Raw genomic sequence first — 21830 nt, 5'->3', positions numbered from 1 at the left:
TCGCGCTTCGCTTCTTGCCACCCTATATCGAAACTATGAACCTGCTCGTGCTTCTCTTGATCTTCCTCGCCACCGTCGTCGCGATGGAGGGTTTCGCCTATGTCATGCACCGCTGGATCATGCATGGTCCCGGCTGGTTTCTGCACGCCAGCCACCATCGCCCCCGCCTTGGTCGTTGGGAAGCCAATGACCTGTATTTCGTGATCTTCGCGCTACCCTCTATCCTGCTGCTGCTGGGCGGTGTGCAATGGGGCTGGGGCGGCTGGGCGACGGCCTGCGGTGCCGGGATCGCTGCCTATGGTGCCATCTATCTCGGCTTCCACGACATCATCGTTCATCAGCGTGTCAAAAACCGCTATGTCGCCCGCTCACCCTATATGAAGCGGATCGTCCAGGCCCATCGCCTGCATCATGTGGTCGAGACCAAGGAAGGCACCGTCAGCTTCGGCTTTCTCGTCGCCCCCCGCCCGGAGGATCTGAAGCGCGAACTTGCTCGCCGCAATCGGGCGGGCGTGCGCGCACCTTCCGCTGCCGCTCCGGTCACCCCGGCAGGTCAAGCCCCGCCACGTTGAAGGCGAAGGGCGCGGTCTTGTCTTGCGGGCCGACCACCAGGTCGACCTTCACCGTCTTGGCCTTGGCAATGACGTCATAGGCATTTTGCGACGGCATGATTTCGATGCCGTCCTTCGCATCGGTCATCCGCCCCTGCCAGCTATGCGTCTTGCCGTCATCGCCCTTAGCGCTGACCGTGCAGGCCGAAAGGTCGCACTGAAAGGGCGCGCCGACCAGCTTCACCGTCACGGTCTTTTCGCCATTGCTCATCGGCTGTACCAGCAGGACCGCGAATGTGTCGGGCGCAGTCATCGTCGCGACCGTGTTGGCGCTGCCGATATAGGCGACCTTCGCGGCGTCGCCGGTCCCGCCTTCATACTTCCACACCTGCCCGATCTGCTCGCGCTGGCTCGGTTCTTCGGGTTCCTGCGAACAGGCGGCCAGCAATGCCATGGCCGTCATCATCAAGGGCATGCGCATAGGCTCTTGTCCTTCCATTTGGTTACGGAAGGACAATGGTCGAGGCCCCTTGCAGGTTGCAGCGTTCAGCCCGTGTAGCGGCCAGCCGTTTGCCGGATAAGGGCAATCATGTTGGGAATGCCCTGTGTCCGGTTGGAACTCAGCTGATTGCGCAGGTCGAAGGGGGCCAGCGCCTCCTCGATTTCCACCGCGGCTATCTCGGCGGGCGGCTGGTCCTGCACCGTCAGCAGCACGAGCGCGATGATCCCCTTGGTAATCGCGGCATTGCTGTCCGCCAGGAAATGCAGCCGCCCGTCGTCCAGCACGGTCGGATAGACCCACACGGCGGCCGAACAGCCGCGCACCAGCGTCGCATCGGTCTTGAGCGCATCCGGCATCGGCTCAAGCGCACGGCCAAGGTCGATCAGCAAGCGATAGCGGTCGTCCGCATCGAGAAACTGATACTCTTCCTGAAGATCGGCAAGGTTCGTCATGCCCGCCCCTATAGGGGGAAATGGCCGGCAGGTAAGCCCCCCTTGGGTCAAGCCGGGGACTATCAGGCCGCCACCCAATCCTTGCGCAGCGCCCGGCCGCCTAATGCCATGAACAGCCCGGCGAGCAGATAGAAACCAAGTGCCGCCACGATGGCGTAGCGCAGCGCCTCGATCCCATAAGCCGGGGTCAGGGCGTCGGACAAAGCGCCGACGAACCAGCTGCCAATCCCCAGCCCCACCAGATTGTTGATCAGCAGGAAACTCGCCGCCGCGCTGGCGCGCATATGGGCGGGGACGAGATGCTGCACGGCGGTCAGCACCGGGCCGAGCCAGACATAGACCAACGCCTGCGGCACGAGGAACAGGGCGAAAGCGACGCCGACGCTGTCGGACAGCACCCCGACCACGAACAGCGGCATGCCCACCACATAGCTGATCGCGGGCACCCAGGCATAATAGGCCTTGTCCTTGCCACCCATCGCGTCGCCCAGCCAACCGCCCAGCAGCACGCCCGCCACGCCGCCGATCAGCAACAGCCCACCCAGAAACTGCCCTGCGCCCATCAGGTTCAGGCCAAAGCTGCGCATCAGCAGGCTGGGCAGCCAGAAGGCGACGCCATAGCCGCACATCGAACTGCACGCCGCGCCGACCGCCAGAAACCAGAAGCTGCGCTTGGCCGCGAGGATGCCGAACACGGCGGACACGGGCGCGGCGTCGCTCGCCTGCACCGGCCGCACGGGTTCGCGCACCACCAGGCGGAACACGGGCGCGATCAGCAGGCCAAGCAGGCCGACGACAATGAAGGCGGTGCGCCACTCCACGGTCTGGGCGATATAGCCGCCGAGAAGCACGCCGCCCGCCGAGCCCAGCGGGATGCCGAGCGAATAGATGGACAGCGCCCGCGCCCGCTGATGCGCGGGAAAATAATCGGAGATGACGGCATAGGAGGGCGCGACCCCGCCCGCTTCGCCCACGCCCACGCCGATGCGGCACAGGAATAATTGCATGAAATTGCCCGCCAGCCCGCATAAAGCCGTAAAGCCGCTCCATACCGCAAGGCTGACGGTAATGACCCAGGTGCGGCTGGTGCGATCGGCCAGTAGCGCCAGCGGGATCGCCAGTGTCGAATAGAGCAGCGCAAAGGCGATGCCGCCCAGCGCCCCCAATTGCGTATCGCTCAGCCCGAGTTCCGCCTTGATCGGCCCGGCGAGGATGCCCAGGATCTGCCGGTCGAGGAAGTTGAAGGTATAGACCAGCAGCAGCATCGCCAGCACGACGCCGCGATAGGCGGGGGAAGCGGGGGGGACGGATCGGTCGGTCATATGGCTGCACCCATCTCCGTTCAGTTCGAGCTTGTCGAGAACCGTTGCACAAGGGTTCTCGACAGGCTCGAACCGAACGGAGATGGAATGGAGATCAGAACTTCACCGTCCCTGTCAAAAACACCTGCCGGGGATTGCCGTAAAAGGCGGTCAACGTGCCTTCGCGGCCGAGCGTCGGGGTCGGGAAACCGGCGGCATTGTTGATGATGGCCCCTGTCACCGCATTGGCCCCGACGAATGTATAGCCCGACGTCTTATATTCCTTGTCCATCAGATTCTTGCCATGCAGGCCCAGCGTCCAACGATCGTCTGGCGCGGTATAGACGATGCTGGCATCCCACAGCGCAAAGCCCTTCTGGTCGATATAGGGGTTGGGGATTTCAAACTGATAGGTCTTGCTGCGCCACGACACGCTGCTCGCCAGATACAGGCTGCCCGTGCCGACCGGAGTTGAATAGCTCATCGTGCCACTGGCGGTCCATTTTGGCGTGTTCTGCACTTCGCGATTGGCCGCCACATCGGTCGGCACGCCGCCAATGTTGGTGATATATTCGCGATATTCCGCATCGATGTAGCCGACCGCGGTCGACAGGTTCAGCCGATCGCCCGGCGTCATCAGATCACGCCCCAGCCGTGCGGTGCTTTCAAACTCCAGCCCCTTGAACCGCGCCTTGCCCGCATTGGACACCACGCCGCAGAAGGAGGGGGTGGCGACGCCGCCGACACTGACGGTGCAGGCGACAGACCCCGGAATCTGCACATCCTTATAGTCGGCATAGAAGCCCGCGACCGCGACATAGAGCGCGCCGTCCATGAAGTTGCCCTTATAGCCGACTTCATAGCTGTCGACCTGTTCGGGTGCGAAGCTGAGGAAAGACGCGATTTCATCGTCCTGCCGGATGCCGTCGCCATTAAGGTCGGGCGCGTTGGTGCCGACGCCGCGCGGATCAAAGCCGCCGCCCTTGAACCCCTGCGAGAAGCTGGCGTAGATATTATGATCGGGCGTAGGCTTGTAGCTGATCGAGACGCGCGGGGTGAATTTCTTATATTCGCGCTCGCCATTGAAATTGGTGCTGGGCGCGCCGAACGCCACGCCCGCGCCGCCGAACAACGGCGATCCGCCACCCAGATAATTCTGCCGCAAAATGTCGGCCCGGCGCTTATCCCACGTATAGCGGCCACCGGCTGACAGGCTGAGCTGTTCCGTAATGTCGAAGGTGAAGTCACCGAACACGGCATAGGTTTCGGTGTCCACATCGGCCTGCGTATAGGCGGTCAGCCCCGCAACCGTCGTGAACAAGCGGACGTCGAACGCGGTGTCGGCCTTGGCATCGAGATAATAGAAGCCGACCATGCCGTGCAGCGGCCCCTGATCGTAGAGAAGCTGGAATTCCTGGCTCAACTGCTCGTTGAAATAGAAGGCAGGCACATCGACATCGACCGCAGGCAGCGCATCGAAATCGATCGGCGAGGCGCTGTCATCCTTGCGCCAGGCACTGATCGACCGCAGCGTCACCGCATCGCTCAGTTCGGCGGTGATGTTCATCGACAGGCCATAGGACTTCACATATTGTTTGGGATCGACCAGACCGCCGCGCGTGTCGAACACATCGTCCAGCACCGGCGCGCCCGACACTTGCCCGGGGATCAGCCGATGGCCACCACGCGCGCTGCTATTATCCTTGGTATAATCGCCGGTAATCCGCATCAGCACAGGCTGGCCATAACCACCCATTTCAAAGGTAGCGCGGCCCGCCCAGATATCCTTGTTGTAATTTTCATCGCCGGTGGTGAGATTGTCGCCAAAGCCGCCGCGCGACAGCCGGGCAAAGGCCCCGCCGACGCGGATCAGGTCGCTCAACGGCGCCGACACGCTGATGATGCCATCGGCTGATCATAGCTGCCATAGGTGCCCTTGAGCTTGAGCGAAAATTCCTGCGGCAACATCTTGGTCACATATTTGACCGCGCCGCCGATGGTGTTGCGCCCATAGAGCGTGCCCTGCGGCCCGCGCAGCACCTCGATCCGTTCGACATCGTAAATGTCCAGGATCGCGCCCTGCGGCCGGTTGAGATAGACATCGTCGAGATAGATGCCCACGCCCTGTTCGAAGCCCGACACCGGGTCTTGTTGGCCCACGCCGCGGATGAAGGCGGTCAGCGTCGAATTGGTGCCGCGCGAGGCTTCCAGCGTAGTGTTGGGCGTCATGTTGGCAAGGTCGGTAATGTCGATCGCCCCACCCCGTTCCAGCGCTTCACCCGAAAATGCGCTGACCGCGATCGGCACGCTGACCAGCGTTTCCTCCCGGCGACGGGCGGTAACGACGATCGCCGCTTCGTCTTCCACTGCCGGGGCGGTGTCCTGCGCAAAGGCAGGCATGGCCAACGCGCCGCTCCAGGCGGCGGAGGCAAGGGCAATCGCACGGATGCTGAAATGGGCCTTCATGGTCGGTCCTCTCCTGAAAATGGGGTGCCCGGTCTGCCGGGTCACTTTGCGTTGTCCGATTCGATAATGAAAGTTGAACCAACTTTCAACTTCAAATAGAGAGGCGGAGACAAGGCCGGTTCAGTGCGGCAAAAAGAGCACAGATTTTGCGAGGAGTGGACATGGCCGAGGACGCCGCCGCCAAGGACGACAAGACACCACGCACCGCCCGGGGCGAACGTACCCGACAAGCCTTGCTGGCGGCCGCAGCGCAGGAATTTGGCGAAAAAGGCTTTCACGACGGCTCGGTCAGCGGCATCACCCGCCGCGCCGGCTGTGCCTTGGGCAGTTTCTACACCTATTTCGACAGCAAGGACGATATCTTCCGTGCGCTCGTCGCGGACATGTCAGGCCAGGTGCGCGATTATGTCGGCCCCCGCATCGCCGACGCCCGCGATGGTATCGATGCCGAACGCATCGGTCTGCTCAGTTTCCTGGAGTTCGCCCGCGAACATAAGGAAATCTATCGCATCATCGACGAAGCGGAGTTCGTCGATCAGGCCGCCTACCGCGCCCATTATGAAAATACCGCATCCCGCATGACGACTCGCCTCACCAAGGCGGCGGCGCGCGGCGACATCCGCGCCGATGTGGAGGAAGTCCATGCCTGGGCGATTATGGGCATGAACGTGTTTCTGGGCCTGCGCTTCGGCGTCTGGGACGATAGCCGCTCCGCCGACGAGATTGCCGCCATCGCCAATGCACTGGTGGAACGGGGCATCGGCACAAAGGCCTAGCCAAAGGGAGTTATGCAGATCGCAGTGCGCAGGGCCGGATTATGATCGCCCCGCTTCGGACAGAAGGGGGGTGCCAGGATGCTGTCGGCTTATGCTGGACCGGAGCATCTCAGCCCAGTCCGACCCCGCGCACAGACCGATCATGCCGGGTGCATCCCACTTCGCCATAATATCGGCCGTTTGCGATCGCGCCATGGGACGTCCGAACAGAAAACCCTGACCGACATCGCATCCTTTGACCATCAGATGCGCGGCCTGCGCGGCCGTCTCTATGCCTTCGGCGACGGTCGTAATGCCCAGATTCTTTGCCAGGTCGATCACCGCGCCAACAATCGCGGCATCGCCGGTTTCAGCGGCATTGAGACGCGACACGAAGGACCGGTCGATCTTGATCGTATGCACGGGGAATTGCTGCAGATGGGTCAACGATGCATAGCCCGTCCCGAAATCGTCCAGGGCGATGGTCACACCTGCCTTGGCCAAGGTCTCCAAACTATTATGCACCCGGTCGGACAATTGGCCCACGAACACGGTTTCCGTGACCTCCAGTTCCAGAAGGCACGCCGGAAGACCGAATGTGTGCAGCCGACCCAAAATGCGATCGACGAAATCGCCCCGACGAAAATCGCCGGGCGCGCCATTGAACGCCACTCGACCAAAGGCAAAGCCCTGATCCCGCCACGCCGCCATATCCGCCATGATGCAATCGAGCATCCGATCGGTAAGCCGAACCGCCAGTTCCGCATCTTCAAAAGCCGCTCGGATCTCGCCCGGCGGCTGGAGTCCCCGCTGCGGATCGTTAAAGCGCAGCAAGGCTTCAAACCCTTCCAGCGCACCCGTGCGCAGGTTCACCTTGGGCTGATAGAAGGGAACGATATGATTGTTGGCAAGCGCGACGCGCGCTTGGTCAGCATCGCCTTTTCCCGGTCGACGGCTTCGCGCATGGCGGGCGTGAAGCCCCTGATCTGACCTGGCCCGTCGCTCTTGGCAGCATAGAGCGCGAGGTCAGCGCATTTATGCAGTTCCTCGGCATTCATCCCATCCCGAAACGCCAGCGCGCCGCCAGCGCTCAGGCTGACATCGATATGGCGTCCATCATGCTGCAGAGAGCCGGTCAGGCTACCCATCACAGCATCGACGGCCTCCTGTCGCGCTTGTTCCTGGGTCAACCCGGGCAGGATGATCGCAAACTCGTCCCCGCCCAGCCGCGCCAATGTGGCACCGTCCGGTATGCGCTTCGTCAGTTTCGCGGCGACATCGTGCAGCACGGCGTCACCCGCATGATGGCCAAGCGTATCGTTGATGGTTTTGAATCGGTCGACGTCCAGCACGATCAGGCCAACGCACGTCCCGTGCCGACGCGCATCGTCAAGGGCCTGGTCCAACCGTTCAGCGAACATCGCCCGATTGGGCAGTCCGGTCATGGCATCATGCGACGCCGCCCATTTGAGCTTGGCTTCATATTGCATCTGCGCGGTGACGTCATGCAGCGACCCCAGCAACCGGATGGGTTTGCCATCCTTGTTGCGCACGACATAACCCCGCGCGACGAGATTGAGATAGCGACCGTCGGCGGCGCGAAATCTGAACTGTTCGATCCATTGGTTGAAATGCGCATCTTCCAGCCGCTTTAGCGTGTCGGTGACACGGTCCCGGTCATCGTCATGAAGATGCTCGAACCACCATGATCGGGATGTGCCCTTCAAGCACTCGCTATATCCCAGCACCTCGAAAGCGGCCTCGCTCCATTCGATGCGATCCCGTTCAAGCGAACAATCCCAGATGATGTCATTCGTCGCCCGCGACGCGAGGCGATACCGTTCTTCACTTTCTTTTAGCGCGCTTTCAGCCTCGACCTGGTCATCAATGTCTTCCAGCGTCCCATACCATTTGAGAACCGTACCATCCTCGTCACGCCGCGGCCGACCGCGCGCGCGATGCCAGCGATAGGCACCGCTCCGATCGCGAAGCCGATAGCGCACATCCACGGCCGGATCATCGACCGAACCCGTTACCTTGTTCCAAAGGTGCAGAACCCCAGGAAGGTCGGCCGGATGAACAGCCGACGTCCATCCGTTGCCCAGCGCGTCCTTCAAGGGAAGGCCGGTAATCTCCTCCCATTTGGGACTAAGTTCGAGGATTGCACCCGCGGCGTCGCTGATCCACGGCATTTGTGGATTGAGATCGACGGAATAGCGGTAATGATCCTCGCTTTGCCGCAGCGCGGCGACGAGTGCGCTCATCTCCGAACGCGACCGCAACAGCTTGCTGAACGCCGATTGGCTGGTCGCCAGCGTTCGCATGATGACAGCCGCAATGATCAGGAATGTGATGCCGATCCCGATCAGATAGACATCGGAGGAGGTGAGCAGACACAGGGTTACCGGTGCCGCCCCGAAAAGGAGCACGAACCGTCCGGCGATGGGCAAGGATTGCAGACAATAGCAACAACTGATCGAGCAACGAAAACATAGAGCGCGACCGATGTGATGCGGCTGGGGTCTACCTCATTGAGCAGTAGCAGCCCCCAAGCACCAAAGGCAGTGCTCAGGACGGCGGACATGACTATCGTACCGGCCATATGCCGCCGCATCTGGCTGGACGAGGGCGCAATCGTCTTGCGCCCCATCCACAGGACCGCCCGGATGAAGATCATGAGGGATAATGCGGCCGGAACGCCAAGGCTCAGCGACAGCGACACATCGCCATAGGTCACCATACCCAGGCAAAAGACGTTAACGAACATCAAGGCGTACATGAGGGGGATTTGACCCGTCAGCGCCTTATACTGCTCGTGCAACGCCACCTGCGAGCTTTCGGCAATCCATTTAAACCGAGCAAATACCATATATGCGCACCAAATCTCTCCCTGATCGTCTATAGGGTGAACTGGTTAACAAACGCATCGAACCTTCAGGGATTTCAACGCCGACAGGGTAAGAGCCCCGGGAGGGCAGGTGGCATTGACCATCGGCACGCCGAGCCATGAACCCGGCGCCGAAGCCTCCTGTCGTTTGACAGTTAGTGTTGCATTAAGGATGATGCGCGAATGTGGGGGCGCATAACCATTTCGTCGATTATTGTCGTCAGCAGTTCGCCAGCCTTCGCAGCGGACGGTCGCGATAGTCTGATGCGTGTATTCGATTACAATCCCAGCATCGCGGGGGAGCGCAGCCGTGCGAAAGCCGCTGCGATCGAACTGGATATCGCGAAAGCAGATCGACGGTTCGACTTCCGCATCGACGCGACGGCGGAAAGGCAAGACATCAGCACAGCCGCGCGCCACCTATCCACGACAACCGCTACCGTGTCCGCCACGGTTTCGTTGCCCATCTGGTCGGGAGGCCGCGTGTCGGCGCGTATCGCAGCAGCAGGCGCCCGCGCAGATGTAGCCCGCGCTGAATTGGTTGAGGCAACGAACCGGGTACTGACCGATGCGATGATTGCCCATATCGATGTCGCCCGAGACCGTACGCTACTTCGCCTTCAGCAAGAGCAAACACATATTCTCGCACAGACAGTGATGGCGGCCGAACTGCGCGCCCAAGCGCAGGAAGTCACCGACACGGACGTCCAGCAAGCAAAAACGCGGCTGGCGATCAGTCAAGCCCGTGTCAGCCAGGCAGAGGCATCACTGATAAGCTCGTCTCAGCAATATTGGGCGATAACCGGGGCGGAGCCGGATGGTGACGAACAGATTGACGACCGGCTTCCACCGCTGCCGCAACCGTCCGACATCGGTAACTTGCTGGCATCGATGCCCAGCATGATGGCCGAACGTCATCGCGTGCAGGCGTCGCTGGCCGACCTGCAATTTGCCCGCGCGACGGTGAGGCCCACGGTCAATCTGTTTGCGCGATATGATCGGCAATTTGGCGGCACGACATTGCCCGATTATCTTGGCCGCAACACCATGAGCGTGGGCATCACCATGCGCCTGCCCCTTTATCAAGGCGGTCGCCCCGGTGCCGAGGTGCGGGCGAGGCGCGCGCTGCTCGAACAATCACGTGAGCGACAGGTCGCGATTGAACGTACTATCCTGTCCGTAATCCGCGCGCGCTATGCCCAATTGATGGCAGCCGATGAAACAATGCGGGAAAGCAAAATTGCGATAGACGCCAGCGAACAGGCGCTGAAGTTCGCAGCGGAGCAGCATCTTTACGGCGAACGCACGCTGCTCGATGTTCTGAATGCCAGCCAGGAATTGCTCCGCGCTCAAACCAGGCTCGTCGATTCCCGTCGTGACCGGGTCGCTATCGCTTATGAGATTTTGGCGCTGTTTGGTCAGTTGGTGCCATTGGTTGAGCAGTTGCGGCATCGAACACATGTAGCGGCGAACAATGAAAGCGGTAGACGCGCCGCACTGCTGAAACTGGACGCTAACGGCCTATGGCAAGCACAAGGCTGGAGCATTGGCAGCTCTATAGCAAAAAGACCTGATTTAACCGCTTCAAATCGCTGATCTGGACGTGCGCGTTTTTGAGGCACTTTGAGGGACGCCTATGGACGCTGCTGCATGCTGAAAAGAGAAGAAATGGTGCCGGAGACGGAACCCAAGAGATCAAATAAATATTTGATTTCAAATTCTTGATTGCTCGTCAGCTGGAGAGTGATACCGCAAAATATACCACGAGGCGCAAAGGATGAGCCTAGGTCCTCTCTAAGCTTATAATATCATTAAAGGATTTTGCAAGGGGCATCCATTTCTGGCCACCTGTGTCCAAACATCGAGAAATCCTCAGGTTTTGGACCCGGGTTCGGTTCCCATCTGATCAGCTTTAGGGCTCATTTTGTGTAGCTATCGACCAAAAAAACGACGTTCCGCTTATCGGCAACGAACTTCCGGTTTGAAGAAGACGTGCCGTTCCAGCGAGACCCAGTCTCCAGATTGAACCAGTTCCCAGCACCCGCACGGCAATCAAGGCTTTCTGCTCCACCGCTAACGTGAAGATGTCACGCAACAAGTGTCGAGTGCGCATCGGCAATCTGCTATGTCTTTTGCCGCAAGCGGGAGGGGATTTAATGAAACCGGCATCCGAAGAAGCGATCAAAGCACGCATCCGCGCCAATCATAACGAAATCGCGCATTCGGTGACGGCGGCGCAAGAAGGCAATCCGCTCGCGGCCGAACCCGACTCTGCACGGCGCGTGGCGCGACTCCAGAGCAAGGCGCATCTCACCCAGCGCGAAGCCGAGGCGGTCGATGCCTCCATACGCGACGTCGCAGCGAAGCCGGCACCGGATTCCGAAGGCATGAGTCTGCGCTATGCCAAGGCAGCGACGACGCCGAATGCAGAAGGCGCGGAGAAGATCTGGGGCGACACGGTCGATTTCGTCAATGTGAGCTTCCTGGAGAAAGGTGCCCGGATCGCACGCGCCGTCGGCCGGGTCGCCTACCGAAATGAAACCCCGCTCGGCACCGGATTCCTGATCGGCAACGGCCTGTTCATCACCAATCATCATGTCATCCCGAGCCAGGCCCTGACGGGGCAGCTTGCGATCGACTTCGATTATGAACTCGATCTTGTCGGCAACCGTCGTTCGGTCACCCGCTTCCTGATCGATAGCACCGTTTTCGTCACCGATCCCGATACCCAGGATGGGCTCGACTACACGATCGTCGCCATCGGCGCATTGTTCCAGGGCGAGTTGCCGATCGAGTCCTTTGGCTGGAGCGGCCTGTCCGACGCAGGCGACAAGCATATGCTCGGAGAGTTCGCAAACATCGTCCAGCATCCAAGCGGCCGCTACAAGGAGGTCGTGCTACGCGAGAACCGCCTCGTCGGCCGCTACGACAATGCGCTCCATTATGTCGCGGATACCGAGCCGGGCTCATCAGGCAGCCCAGTCTTCAACAGCGAATGGCGCCCGATCGCGCTCCATCACTGGGGCGGCCCCTGGCGCGACGTGTTCGGCGACGATGGCACGCCGGCGCGGGTGGACGTCAATGAGGGCATCCGCATCAGCGCGATCGTGCGGGACCTCCGCCAGCGCCTGCCCGACCTGCCAAGCCCGGCGCGCGAGCGGATCGCCGCCGCGCTCGACATCGGCGAGATGCCCGAGAGCAACCCGATGCGGCTCGAACCGCGCGAGGCGCAGTCCGCCAGGCCGGGCTCGTCACCGACTGTCGACGCGAACGGGCGGGTTAGCTGGACAATCCCGCTAGAGATATCCGTTCAGATTCCGGGCCTCGCCACACCGCCAGTGCCAGCGCCCGCAGCAGCCGGTCCCGCACAGGCGGCGGTTGGCAAGACGGTTCCATCCGAAAGCGCAGCGGCCAACCGTTATCGCGATCGTGTCGGTTACAAGCGCCGGTTCATTCCCGGGTTCGATATTCCCCTGCCGACGTTACCCGAGGCGCTGGCCAAACAGGCCGCGCTCAACACAGTCGCCGAGGCCGGCGACGATCCCCACGAGCTCAAATATCACCATTTCAGCGTGGTGATGAACGCGCGGCGGAAGGTCGCCTTCTTCACGGCCTGTAATATCGATGGCGAGAGCGCGAAGGAGATCGACCGCGATACCAAGACGGTAAAACCGCTGACGAACGACAGCACCGGGCTAGAGGCCATGCCGACCGACGCCGAGGCCGACAGCTGGCGGCGCGATCCGCGCATCGGTGCGAACGAATATGTCGGCGAACCCTTCTACGCCAAGCAGGTGGTCGCCGGCTTTCCCAATCCTAAGGACCATAAGCGGATCGCCCGCATCTTCCAGAAGGGTCATCTGGTCCGCCGGCTAGATCCCTGCTGGGGCGAGGATGCGATCGCGCTGGCGGCCGAAGCGGACAGCTTCCACTGGACCAATGCCTGCCCGCAGGTCGGTTTCTTCAACCAGGGGACCGCGGCAAGGAACAAGCCGGGCACGGGCCGTGGTCTGCTCTGGCGCTCCGTCGAGAATTATGTCCTGCGCAACGCCGTCGCCGAAAAGCAGCGCGTCACGTCCTTCTCCGGGCCTATCTTCACCGACGGAGATCGCCCGTTCCGCGGCGTCCCGATCCCGGGGCGCTTCTTTAAAGTGACGCTCTGGTCGGATGGCGGCGAACTGCGTGCGCTCGCCATGATCGCCGACCAGAGTCAGGTCATCGACGTATGGCCAGAGGCGTTGTTCACGAGTGGGGAGTCCCTGGGCGATTCCGAAGCCTATATGGACGAGGACGAGCTCGACAAGGTCCGGGACTTTCTCTCGACGATCGCTGCGGTCGAGGAAGCGACAAGCCTCGACTTTGGCAAGGTCGTGCGCGACGCTGATGTACGCATGGGTGCGGGTGAAGAGAGGATCACCCAGGATGGCGAGATCACTCTCGCTCCCGCGCGACGCGGTCGCAAACGCTGACTGGGGCATCACAGAATCTGGTCGTAAACGTACGGTAAACCGAATCGCCACTTTCCTCCAACGGGCCAAGGGCCGCGACCGGTCGCACATGGCTGTCGAAAAAACTCTTGCGCCGGCGAACGTCGACCACTTTAAGGCGTTCCTATGCAATGCCAGGAACGTCGGTCTAATCCAACTCCGGCCTATTCCGCGCGCTGCCGCCTGCATTCCAGACGTTCCAGCGCGCGCGGCTTCCCCGAAAGCTGCGGTCGGTTAGGTTCTCTAGGCCTTATCGCCCCACACTCCCGTAGTCGCATCACCCCTGGACGCGGGTTAGGCGGGCTGGTTTCTAGAACCCGCGCTGCCCCCGCCCGCCGGCGATCAACTCGATGTTTGAGGATGTTGAGCAATGCCACTACGGTAGAGCGCTTACCTGGTGATCAGGCGTCGAGATTTCCTGCTCATTGCCTATTCATCGGGCGTGGAACAATGTGTGGCGCGAAAGATTCAGCAATTGTTGAAATGTGCGGCGCTACTTGCGACTTTCGCAACTGGGGATTGCGACGCGAGTCGGGTAATGATAAGGCGCAAGCCTGATTAGCCGTTCCCAGATGTGAAAGGCGGTCATAATGCCGGGGAAAGAAGCCAATATGCCGACTTGGGAACTGTCTGCACCGGACAATGGCGACCGCGTGGAAATCGCGAATTTGAGCGAAGTCTGCGGGTTCGACCTCGAGCTGTCGGACAACGTCCTCCAACAGATCCGCGTGATTGAGGAGTCTGTTGTTACGGCGGAACAGCGCGTTGGATTGTTCCGGGTTAGCTGACGCGATCTTTGGGGCATGCGATCGGGATACACGGTCTATAGGCCGTCCAACGACCAGGAATGGACAGATCTTGCCCGCCAGTTGAACGGTGGGCGGCCCAACCTCCTGTTGGGAAATCTGATTGATCGTCTTCGTGGAGAAGGCGGAGCCCAATCTGTCCTGCTCGAGCGGAATTACATCGACCGAGATTTCTCTGCCGCGTATTCTGCGTTCTACTCAACACTGTTCAGACCGTATCGCAAACATTGTTCACGGGTGCATTTTTTTGCGTCTGACGTGTCGGGGGTGATGGCCGACCTTGCGCCGCCAGAACGTGTAGCGCTGCTGGAGGGTGCTCAAACATCATACTTGGGCAACATTGTCCTGCGCCCCCTCCTGCATGCTCCCGTCAGTTCCGCGCATATTTCCGCGGCCTCCCTAGCCAGCGGTCCGCTGCAGGAGGTTGGTGTTCGTTCCGAATTTCGGTGCCACGTGATGGGTGCGGACCTTTCGGTGGAGGCGATGCCCTTGACGCAACAAGATACACGTATCGGCGCCTGCGCTCAGGCCGTGATCTGGATGTCGGGCAGGCACTTTCATAATCGCTTCGGCGCGCCCTGGTATTCAATGCCGGAAATCACGGCGAATGCGCTCAATCCATCCGACAATATCATCACGCGTTCTCTGCCCGCCGGGTCAGACTTCCTCACAGCGGACAATATGATCCGAGCGCTGCGGTCGATGGGACGGCACCCGGTGATGTATGCGCCGGATTACAGCCCCAACGGCGGCGAAGTCTGGCAATCAGTGAACCCCCGACATGTTGTGTCGCGCTATGTCGACTCCGGGATACCCGTCATCCTCGGTATGCAGCAGGCCGGAACGGCGATTGGCCATGCCGTTGTCGCCGTAGGATTTGAGCGGGAGGATAATCTCGACATCAGCGCATTGGGCCCGCACCCCAACGCCGGCGATTTCTTGTCTCGCTTCCTCGTCAACGATGACCAGCGTGGCTCCTATTGCAGCCTTCCGCTCGCGGGCGGCCCAACTCCGACCTACCCTTTCTGCTTTGACAATGACGTAAAATACCTGATGGTCGCCCTGCCTGAAAAGGTGTTTGTGACCGCAGAAGTGGCCGAGCTGATCGCGCTGGATTTCGCCAAGCAAGTTGGCGCGCAGCGCATCCCGCTCGCGCTGCAGGTTACCGGAACCGGCGGAAATTGGGATGTGGACCCCAGTTTCTATGCGTCCTTGGCAGCGGGGCAACTGGTCGCTCGGACTTACCTCACCTACGGCTGGAAATACAAAGCGAGGGCCCTTCGTAATTCGGCACCCGAACGCTTGACGCGTGAGCTGATGCTCACCGAATTTCCGCGCTATGTCTGGGTCACAGAATTTTCGGAACCCGCTCAGGCTGCGCATCCCGACCCCTGCCAACGACTGATCCGGGGCCATACTGTGGTTGATGCGACCGGAAGCCGTTTTTGGGAAAGTGTGCTGGTCGTTGACCTGCCCGGGCTTTCCGTCTTCTGGCATTGCGATCCCGAGCGGCCGATGGCGCCTGCGTCGAACGCGGTTCGCGCAGATCAGAATGCCGCACCTTACTTTCCCAAGATACGCGGGTCGCTGGACTATTCAGCCTGCCAGGTACCTGCGGACGCGTAGTTCGGACTAGGGAATGCCCCCTCGCTATCGCCATCATCCGTAATGGCGGTGTCAGATATGAGCAGCGACGGCTGCTTTCGGTAGCGCACTCCAAAATTTAGGCATGTTCGGCACCTGCCGAATTAACGTCGGCTCCTTGGACTGCCCGAAACGAGACCCTCCAGAACCGTCCGCCGGCCTAGCCGAAGGTGAGAGGGCATACTCGGTTCAATAAATGGCTGGTTTTGGCGTAACCGGACGCTACCCGCTGCGGTCCCGACCGGCGGTTTTGTCCCACGATCCGGCGTCCGCCCTCAGCAAAACCGACCCTTGTCGGTCGTTCAGCCGTCGGAAACGGATCTCAAGATGCAGACGGTCCGGTTCCTTCTGCCTCCGACCAGTTCAAGCCATCCTGCGACCGTCGCATCAGCGTCCGCTAACGCCGAAACCGGTCTTGCCTTCGGCTGAAACGTCATGGAAATTGGGCCACGTTCTCCCGAAATCCAAGAAGTCTGGTGACGAGCTTACGATCGTAAGTTGACTGCCCGCGATCGTATTCTTGATCCGCGTAAGGCCAGTATATATAAGTGCTCGGCTTTGTCCGGCCCGCGCATCTAGGGACTTGAACGGTAGCGCTGCATGCATGCCGGTCAATGTCTCGCGTCACCGTGCCATTTCCCTTACGCGCGGTGACGATGGTGGGCTTCCATCGGAGGTCATAGCAGGGGCGGCCGCCCTTTGCGGGGTGGCCGGCTTTGCTCCGGAACAAATTCCGTCATGACGTCAGGTGTAAGGTTCGGGTGCGCTTCCTATATTGAGGCGCAAACGGACAAGAGGGCGGGACAGCCATGACCGGATCAGGGAAATCACTCGCCGATCTAGCGGCGGGCTTCGGCACTGGTAGCGCCATTGACCGCGCGCTGGAAACCCAGCGCTCGATCGACAAGCTCACCGCGATCGGCGTGCTTGGCGACGATCGCCTCAGTCGCACGGCGCGCGGCCTCTATTCGCCCGAAATGGAAAAGGCGATGGCGATCGCCAGCGGCAAGATCACCGCGCTCGATCCTCTCCTTAAGGCGGGGTCCGCCTTCGACCAGCTCAAGATCAAAACGCTTAGCCTGCCCGATCCTTTCGAGAAATTCGGGCCGATGCGCAGCGCCATCGAGGAAGCGATGGGCAAGATCGGGCGGGTGGATACCACCGCTTTCGGCATTGCGCACAGCACGGCGGCGAAGCTGTCGCTGCTCGACGGGCACCGCTTCGGCAATCTGCTCGACGATCGCATTTCCGAGGCGATGAAGAAGCTGACCGAACCCTATACTGGGCTTTCGGCCAGCATGCGGGCGGCGCTCGACATCAACCGGACGGCGCTCGGCGCCTTGTCGCGGTCGCAGCATTGGGCCGACGCGCTGACCGGCACGAACGCGCGCGACTATGCCGCATTGCTCGGTATTGGCGACAAATATCGCAAGCAGTTCGAGGCGCTGCACCTCGCCGCCGGCAGCATCGCCGAGGCGACGGCCGGGCTGCGAGCAAGCGGCGCGATCGCTGAGGCCGCGCTTGGTGCGAAGTTCGCCGGGATCGACATCACCACGACCAAGATGTCGCTGTTCGCTGGCGCGATCGACGTGCTGGGTCCGGGCGCAGGCGGCAGCCAGGCCGCCTATAGGCAAGCTCGCCTCCCCCATTCCCGGCCGCGCGGTCACCATCACCACAGTTGGCCTAGCCAGGTTCAATTGTCTCTCACCGTCGCGACCATGGGCGTGGAGGTGCCCTGCATGATTGATGCGCAAGACACACGCCTGTGGGTGACCCTGCAACTGCCTAGCCATGCTGCGTCTCATGTCCGGACTGATCAAGGTGACCGTCCAACAACAGGGCGAACGCCTGCTGCTCGACAAGAAATCCGATCAAAGGCCTGGCGCGCGCAGCAGCAAAGGTCAGGCCGATGTTAGCCTTCATCAGTCCCTTCGCTGCCGCGCATAGAGCAGCGCCGCGACAATGGCGGCGGAACCGATCCCAACAGCGGCACCCAGGATTTTCACTGGGCCTGATAGCCTGGTGTCATGTTCGACTTCGCTCGCCTCGGTCGAAAGCGCATCTGCCTGTATGCTTTCGGCATGCGGCGCTGTGTGTGCGGGATAGGGTGCCGTGCTGCCTGGGGGCACGGAAGGCCGATGTGTCATATATTCTCTCCTTGGGTGGATCGAACGCGCCGGTGACGGCGCGGTTGCGCTCGAACCTAGATCGTCCGGCAATAGGCACGCCGAATGAGACAGCCTGAACCGGCGACGGCCCGATCTCGTCGTTGAGCGGCGAGTCGGACCGCCCCTGATCCTTATTTCCGCCCTTTTAGCTGCGCCACAAAGTCGCGATGCTGGTCAGCACCGCCGCGATTCCGAGAAGAAATGATCCGTCGATTATCACCATTGCCGACTCCTTTCCTGCTCGGTATGTTCGCTATATGTTCTCATGTAGGAAAGAGGGATTTTGCGATGTGCGTTTCGATCACCCCAATTCCAGATAGCGTACGCCTGCGGGTCTCTGGCGATGTAGAGACGGTGCTGACGGTGCCCTATGACGAAGATGAGCGGTTTCTGGTGGGTCTGAGCGATGGCACTTTGCTCATGGGCTATTTTGATGAAGCGATGCAGTGTCGATGGGAGGTAGCGCGCGACGGCGCTGGCATTGTCCGATTCGAAGGCAATGCTGCCCAGGTCGAATGGCGCGTCGAATGGCTGACTGTCGCGACGTTCGACGCGAATGTGGTGGAGCCCGGCCTGCCGCCAGCCGTACCGTTGTTTCCCGAGCTTGATCGTTGGGCGGCATGATAGCAGGCAAGCTCAGGGACCAGTGAGCCTGATCCAGATTCTCTGAGTCCGTGCGCAATGTCCCGTTGCTACTGATGATCGGGAAGTCAGCGATGCCGCTCACACGCCGTGATGGAGAGGAAGGCGGGTTCCCCATATCCGCCATAGACGTCGCTTAGCAGCCAGGCGCGTTCAGCGTCGCGGTCCAGCTCTGCGATGCTCTTCCACCAGAAACGCATGGTGGCATCCCAGCGATATCCGCGAGATTTCAGCCGGCCCTTGGAATCGAAAGGCGCGTCGATGGCATTCACCCTGTAGGTTTGCTGTTCCGAGCAGGCGATCAGTTTTGCCAGGATCGTCTCTCCGTCCGGCAGGCCGTGAGAGAGCAGGTACAGAAGCGCCAGGATGTCATTCTCGGCCCTGTGCCCTTCATAAAACCAGCCGCATTGCGAAACGAGATGGGCAAGGGCCCGCCCCTCAAATCCGAGCCCAAGCCAATCCAGCTCAACCATCGAGCAGGCCCAGGGCTTGCCGGCGATGGCAGGCAGGCGGCGATCCACGAACGGTCTGTCGAAGGCCGCATTGTGCGCGACGATGAGGTTGGCGGAGGAGAGAATGCCCACCGCAGCCGATTCATCGATCTGCTGCTCCGCCACGTCCGCATCGGTAAGGCCGGTCAGGCTGGTGATTTTCGGATCGATCGGCATGCCTGGATCTTCGCGCCAGACCCGAGGAACCCCGACCTGGGTGATCCGTCCACGCTCATCGAACCGGAAACGCTGGATCGCGAGTTCGATGATCCGATCGGTCTCTCGGTCGAGCCCGGTCGTCTCCACATCAATCACAACCCCGATACGGCTGGAGGCCGCAGGACTTGCTGCATGGAAATGCGTGATGGGGCCTAGGCGCCGCTGCACCCGATAATCTGGATGCGTGCCCAGCAGGCGGGCCGCCTGCGCGTGGCGATCGCTTGCAGTGTCGTTCATCTGGCGGCGGCTCCGCTCATGCGCCCTCTACCACCCTGAACACAGCGCCGCTTCCTGCGTCCCGAACAAGATCGACCCGCTTGCCGTTCCAGTGATAGTCGAGATGCCGACCCTGAACAGGGCTCGAGGCGCAGTCCGGATAGAATAGCGCGACGCACTCGCCACCGGCCTGCCGGACGCTTGGATAGGCAATACCGTCCGAGCCTGAACGGCGCAGCGTCGCGGCGAACTGCTGCGCCGCTTCGTAGCTGTCGGGATCGAGGCAAGGGCCGAATGCCTCTGCATGCGCTCTGAGATCATGCAAATCGGCATCGACCTTCAGAATGATCTCCCGAAACTGCGATGTCCATCCGGCAGGCTCGGCCGTTCGGGCCATGAAGCGCGCATGATGATGGATGGTCTCGAACAGCGCGGTTTCATAACTGCGCGCAACATAGAGCACGCCATGATGTCCGGCGGAGAACCGGCTTGGTCGATCGGGACTGACATGAGTGAATGACGCCATGAGATAGGAGGCACCAACGCCGCCGACCCGTCGCGCTGGAGGGACGAGATCGATATTGCCGACCGACGTCATGATCCGCGGGTTCGTCTTCTGCTCGGCGGAGATGAGAAGGGGCCAGTCGGCAGGGTCCGCAATGTCCTCGAACAGATCAATGGGCGGATAGATGCTGCGGATGATCCTGACCGCACCCTCCCATTCGACCCTGTTGACCGGCGGACCATTAGTCGCCGTCACCAGCCGCCGCGCTCCGCGTCCAGATAGCGCCGCACGCGCATGATGTCGGTCAGTTCGCCGCCCAGCATGACGGACAGCGCGCTCGCGCCATCGAAGGCGGCGTTGGGCGCCTTGATCCAGTCATAGCCGCGATGTGGCTCCTGAAAGATGATCCGCAAGGCCTTGTGGATGCCCATCAGGTTGGACAGGCGCGCAAGGCCGTCACGCGAGATGCGGCCCGGCCCTTCGGCCTTCCACCGACGGAAGCTGCGCAAAGGCATATCGGTCAGCATAGCGGCCTGCTCGTCCGTGACACCCCACTTGGCGAAAAGATTGAGGGCCGCACGAAACATCGCGCCGCCTTCATCCTGCGTGACAGGCTCAGGCCGGAACGGAGCTGGAACCGTCTCGATGGGTTGCAACATGCTCATAATCGCCTCCGTATGGCATCATATATGAAATAAATGCCAAATGGCAATATCAAACTACTATGTGCTAATTCGCATAGAAGCTGCGCACGGGGTAAGGCGTATAAGCCAATCGGCATTCCCATTCACTCTTGCTTCGTCACCGCCGCCCAAATTTCGCTTTGATAACCTTTTCAGCCGCTCGGAGCTGGTCGAGATAATCGCTCCAATATTGCATCATCTTCACCCGCTCATTCCAATGCTCTCCGCGCAGATAGGCGCGCCGGACATCGTTGCTTTCGACATGCGCCAAGCTGCGCACCGGCATATCGGTAAGAACGGCAGCCTACTCATCGGTGATACCCCATCTGGCAAACAGATTGAGAGCCGCGCGAAACATCGGCCTAACTTCTTCTTGCGTGACACGTTCCTGCCGGAACGGAGCCGGAGCTGTCTCAATAGGTTGCAGGATGGCCATATGGCAGAATTAAACAATAAGCTGCCAAGTGGCAATTGACTATGTGTCAGTGGTCGCCGCTCAGGGCCTTCCCGGTAAATTGATGCCGACTTGCGATACACCCAGGGCAGTCATCTTGATGGCTCCGTCAGCAAGCGGTTGCCCTTCAGATGTGGCTCAGATTTCGGCGAGCCCAAGCTCCAATGCCCTCAGCCTGGCCTCCATGCCATTCATGATGCTTGCATGTGTGGCTGTGGCAAGCCCATCGGGCATCATGGACATTGCCTGCTCAGGGGCTCTTTCTGCCATATGGATGACCTCACGGAACACCTTGCCGATGAGAGTAGGACCCAGCCCCCGCCCCCCTTCGCGGTTTCCACGAAAATGTCGTCCGACAATGTTCAGAATCTGATATTTTGCGGCTGTTGCCCCGCAGACATCGCGAGCTTATAGTTGTTGTTCTGGATCTGCCGCGCATCGAACGCAGGCTGAGCCGTGAGAACGTCGTAGAATGGCGTGAGCCCGAAGCGTCCGCCAGGGCGCAAGAAGATGCTGAAATTCTTGGCGTGACCGTCCGTTTGCCCCCGATGAGCCAGAATATAATCTGGCTTTTTCAGGAAAGCGGCCTGATCCTCAAGGG

The 21830-nt window shown here is 60.7% G+C and carries 19 protein-coding genes and 2 pseudogenes; 9 read left to right on the top strand and 12 right to left on the bottom strand.

Annotation, left to right across the window (positions count from 1 at the left end; all coding sequences use genetic code 11):
• Positions 1–35 precede the first annotated feature (35 nt).
• Positions 36–572, top strand: a complete 537-nt coding sequence (locus BF95_RS17565; protein WP_043153004.1) for a sterol desaturase family protein — start codon at positions 36–38, stop codon at positions 570–572.
• Here BF95_RS17565 and BF95_RS17560 read toward each other — a convergent pair.
• The 4 genes and pseudogenes from BF95_RS17560 to BF95_RS17545 form a co-directional block, all read right to left on the bottom strand.
• Positions 541–1032 carry a hypothetical protein gene (locus tag BF95_RS17560; protein WP_043153002.1) on the bottom strand — a complete coding sequence of 164 codons (492 nt, stop codon included), beginning with the start codon at positions 1030–1032 and terminating at the stop codon, positions 541–543. The two genes, BF95_RS17565 and BF95_RS17560, sit on opposite strands and share 32 nt — an antisense overlap.
• 65 nt (positions 1033–1097) lie before the next feature.
• Positions 1098–1505 carry a SufE family protein gene (locus BF95_RS17555; protein WP_043152999.1) on the bottom strand — a complete coding sequence of 136 codons (408 nt, stop codon included), beginning with the start codon at positions 1503–1505 and terminating at the stop codon, positions 1098–1100.
• A 62-nt stretch (positions 1506–1567) separates the two neighbouring features.
• A complete protein-coding gene (locus BF95_RS17550; protein WP_043152996.1) occupies positions 1568–2827 on the bottom strand; it encodes a spinster family MFS transporter in 1260 nt (419 codons plus the stop codon).
• Positions 2828–2921: 94 nt separating this feature from the next.
• A pseudogene (locus tag BF95_RS17545) lies at positions 2922–5272 on the bottom strand (TonB-dependent receptor).
• A gap of 161 nt (positions 5273–5433) precedes the next feature.
• Between BF95_RS17545 and BF95_RS17540 the strand changes: the two are divergent.
• Entirely contained in the window at positions 5434–6048 is a 615-nt protein-coding gene (locus BF95_RS17540; RefSeq protein ID WP_043152995.1) for a TetR/AcrR family transcriptional regulator, read from the top strand.
• Positions 6049–6087: 39 nt separating this feature from the next.
• Here BF95_RS17540 and BF95_RS25700 read toward each other — a convergent pair whose 3' ends face one another.
• Genes BF95_RS25700 through BF95_RS17530 form a run of 3 tightly spaced genes read right to left on the bottom strand, consistent with a single transcriptional unit; the run spans position 6088 to position 8896 of the window.
• On the bottom strand, positions 6088–6900 hold the full coding sequence (locus BF95_RS25700; RefSeq protein WP_051520091.1) for an EAL domain-containing protein: 813 nt from the start codon (positions 6898–6900) through the stop codon (positions 6088–6090).
• Positions 6897–8456 (bottom strand): sensor domain-containing protein, encoded by a 1560-nt coding sequence (locus tag BF95_RS17535; protein WP_051520090.1) that lies wholly within the window; start codon positions 8454–8456, stop codon positions 6897–6899. Before BF95_RS17535 ends, BF95_RS25700 begins: the two co-directional genes overlap by 4 nt.
• Complete coding sequence (locus BF95_RS17530) at positions 8429–8896, bottom strand: hypothetical protein (protein ID WP_043152993.1); 468 nt, start codon at positions 8894–8896, stop codon at positions 8429–8431. Before BF95_RS17530 ends, BF95_RS17535 begins: the two co-directional genes overlap by 28 nt.
• 201 nt (positions 8897–9097) lie before the next feature.
• Between BF95_RS17530 and BF95_RS17525 the strand changes: the two genes are divergently transcribed.
• The 5 genes from BF95_RS17525 to BF95_RS17505 all read left to right on the top strand — a co-directional run bounded on the left by BF95_RS17525 (position 9098) and on the right by BF95_RS17505 (position 17767).
• Positions 9098–10510 (top strand): TolC family protein, encoded by a 1413-nt coding sequence (locus tag BF95_RS17525; RefSeq protein ID WP_043152992.1) that lies wholly within the window; start codon positions 9098–9100, stop codon positions 10508–10510.
• Between the two features lie 560 nt (positions 10511–11070).
• Complete coding sequence (locus BF95_RS17520; RefSeq protein ID WP_043152990.1) at positions 11071–13383, top strand: DNA/RNA non-specific endonuclease; 2313 nt, start codon at positions 11071–11073, stop codon at positions 13381–13383.
• Positions 13384–13991: 608 nt separating this feature from the next.
• Positions 13992–14189, top strand: coding sequence for a hypothetical protein (locus BF95_RS17515; RefSeq protein ID WP_043152989.1), 198 nt, complete (start codon positions 13992–13994; stop codon positions 14187–14189).
• Between the two features lie 288 nt (positions 14190–14477).
• The gene (locus BF95_RS17510) at positions 14478–15833 is read left to right on the top strand and encodes a hypothetical protein (RefSeq protein ID WP_235209836.1); all 1356 of its coding nucleotides are present in this window, start codon (positions 14478–14480) and stop codon (positions 15831–15833) included.
• 827 nt (positions 15834–16660) lie between these two features.
• Entirely contained in the window at positions 16661–17767 is a 1107-nt protein-coding gene (locus tag BF95_RS17505; RefSeq protein ID WP_043152988.1) for a hypothetical protein, read from the top strand.
• Positions 17768–17773: 6 nt separating this feature from the next.
• Here the strand turns inward: BF95_RS17505 and BF95_RS17500 are convergent, their stop codons facing one another.
• Positions 17774–17998 carry a hypothetical protein gene (locus BF95_RS17500; RefSeq protein ID WP_043152987.1) on the bottom strand — a complete coding sequence of 75 codons (225 nt, stop codon included), beginning with the start codon at positions 17996–17998 and terminating at the stop codon, positions 17774–17776.
• Between the two features lie 309 nt (positions 17999–18307).
• Here BF95_RS17500 and BF95_RS17495 point away from each other — a divergent pair, with 309 nt between their 5' ends.
• Positions 18308–18643: a hypothetical protein gene (locus tag BF95_RS17495; RefSeq protein ID WP_043152986.1), complete on the top strand. Its 336-nt coding sequence runs from the start codon at positions 18308–18310 to the stop codon at positions 18641–18643.
• A gap of 86 nt (positions 18644–18729) precedes the next feature.
• Here the strand turns inward: BF95_RS17495 and BF95_RS17490 are convergent.
• The 3 genes and pseudogenes from BF95_RS17490 to BF95_RS17480 form a co-directional block, all read right to left on the bottom strand.
• A pseudogene (locus BF95_RS17490) lies at positions 18730–19611 on the bottom strand (3'-5' exonuclease); the annotation flags it as partial.
• Positions 19612–19624: 13 nt separating this feature from the next.
• Entirely contained in the window at positions 19625–20347 is a 723-nt protein-coding gene (locus BF95_RS17485; RefSeq protein WP_051520088.1) for an RES family NAD+ phosphorylase, read from the bottom strand.
• Positions 20344–20757: an MbcA/ParS/Xre antitoxin family protein gene (locus tag BF95_RS17480; RefSeq protein WP_043152984.1), complete on the bottom strand. Its 414-nt coding sequence runs from the start codon at positions 20755–20757 to the stop codon at positions 20344–20346. The genes BF95_RS17485 and BF95_RS17480 overlap by 4 nt, the downstream gene beginning before the upstream one ends.
• A gap of 40 nt (positions 20758–20797) precedes the next feature.
• Between BF95_RS17480 and BF95_RS31170 the strand changes: the two genes are divergently transcribed.
• Positions 20798–21250 (top strand): hypothetical protein, encoded by a 453-nt coding sequence (locus BF95_RS31170; protein WP_161774336.1) that lies wholly within the window; start codon positions 20798–20800, stop codon positions 21248–21250.
• A gap of 341 nt (positions 21251–21591) precedes the next feature.
• Here BF95_RS31170 and BF95_RS28355 read toward each other — a convergent pair.
• Positions 21592–21830 (bottom strand): HipA domain-containing protein (locus BF95_RS28355; RefSeq protein ID WP_043152982.1); only part of this gene is annotated, 239 nt, incomplete at its 5' end.

Source organism: Sphingobium sp. Ant17, from assembly GCF_000588875.1.
Lineage (GTDB): Bacteria > Pseudomonadota > Alphaproteobacteria > Sphingomonadales > Sphingomonadaceae > Sphingobium.
This window is presented reverse-complemented; position numbering and strand designations above follow the sequence as displayed.

Bases quoted from the DNA above. Each gene is read 5' to 3' on its own strand.
- BF95_RS17520 (WP_043152990.1), top strand. From the start codon at position 11,071: ATGAAACCGGCATCCGAAGAAGCGATCAAAGCACGCATCCGCGCCAAT.
- BF95_RS17500 (WP_043152987.1), bottom strand. From the start codon at position 17,998: ATGACACATCGGCCTTCCGTGCCCCCAGGCAGCACGGCACCCTATCCC.
- BF95_RS17525 (WP_043152992.1), top strand. From the start codon at position 9,098: ATGTGGGGGCGCATAACCATTTCGTCGATTATTGTCGTCAGCAGTTCG.
- BF95_RS17560 (WP_043153002.1), bottom strand. From the start codon at position 1,032: ATGCGCATGCCCTTGATGATGACGGCCATGGCATTGCTGGCCGCCTGT.
- BF95_RS17495 (WP_043152986.1), top strand. From the start codon at position 18,308: ATGTGCGTTTCGATCACCCCAATTCCAGATAGCGTACGCCTGCGGGTC.
- BF95_RS17530 (WP_043152993.1), bottom strand. From the start codon at position 8,896: ATGGTATTTGCTCGGTTTAAATGGATTGCCGAAAGCTCGCAGGTGGCG.
- BF95_RS17540 (WP_043152995.1), top strand. From the start codon at position 5,434: ATGGCCGAGGACGCCGCCGCCAAGGACGACAAGACACCACGCACCGCC.
- BF95_RS17565 (WP_043153004.1), top strand. From the start codon at position 36: ATGAACCTGCTCGTGCTTCTCTTGATCTTCCTCGCCACCGTCGTCGCG.
- BF95_RS17510 (WP_235209836.1), top strand. From the start codon at position 14,478: ATGGCCGACCTTGCGCCGCCAGAACGTGTAGCGCTGCTGGAGGGTGCT.
- BF95_RS17550 (WP_043152996.1), bottom strand. From the start codon at position 2,827: ATGACCGACCGATCCGTCCCCCCCGCTTCCCCCGCCTATCGCGGCGTC.
- BF95_RS17480 (WP_043152984.1), bottom strand. From the start codon at position 20,757: ATGAGCATGTTGCAACCCATCGAGACGGTTCCAGCTCCGTTCCGGCCT.
- BF95_RS17515 (WP_043152989.1), top strand. From the start codon at position 13,992: ATGCCGGGGAAAGAAGCCAATATGCCGACTTGGGAACTGTCTGCACCG.
- BF95_RS17555 (WP_043152999.1), bottom strand. From the start codon at position 1,505: ATGACGAACCTTGCCGATCTTCAGGAAGAGTATCAGTTTCTCGATGCG.
- BF95_RS31170 (WP_161774336.1), top strand. From the start codon at position 20,798: ATGGCAATATCAAACTACTATGTGCTAATTCGCATAGAAGCTGCGCAC.
- BF95_RS17505 (WP_043152988.1), top strand. From the start codon at position 16,661: ATGACCGGATCAGGGAAATCACTCGCCGATCTAGCGGCGGGCTTCGGC.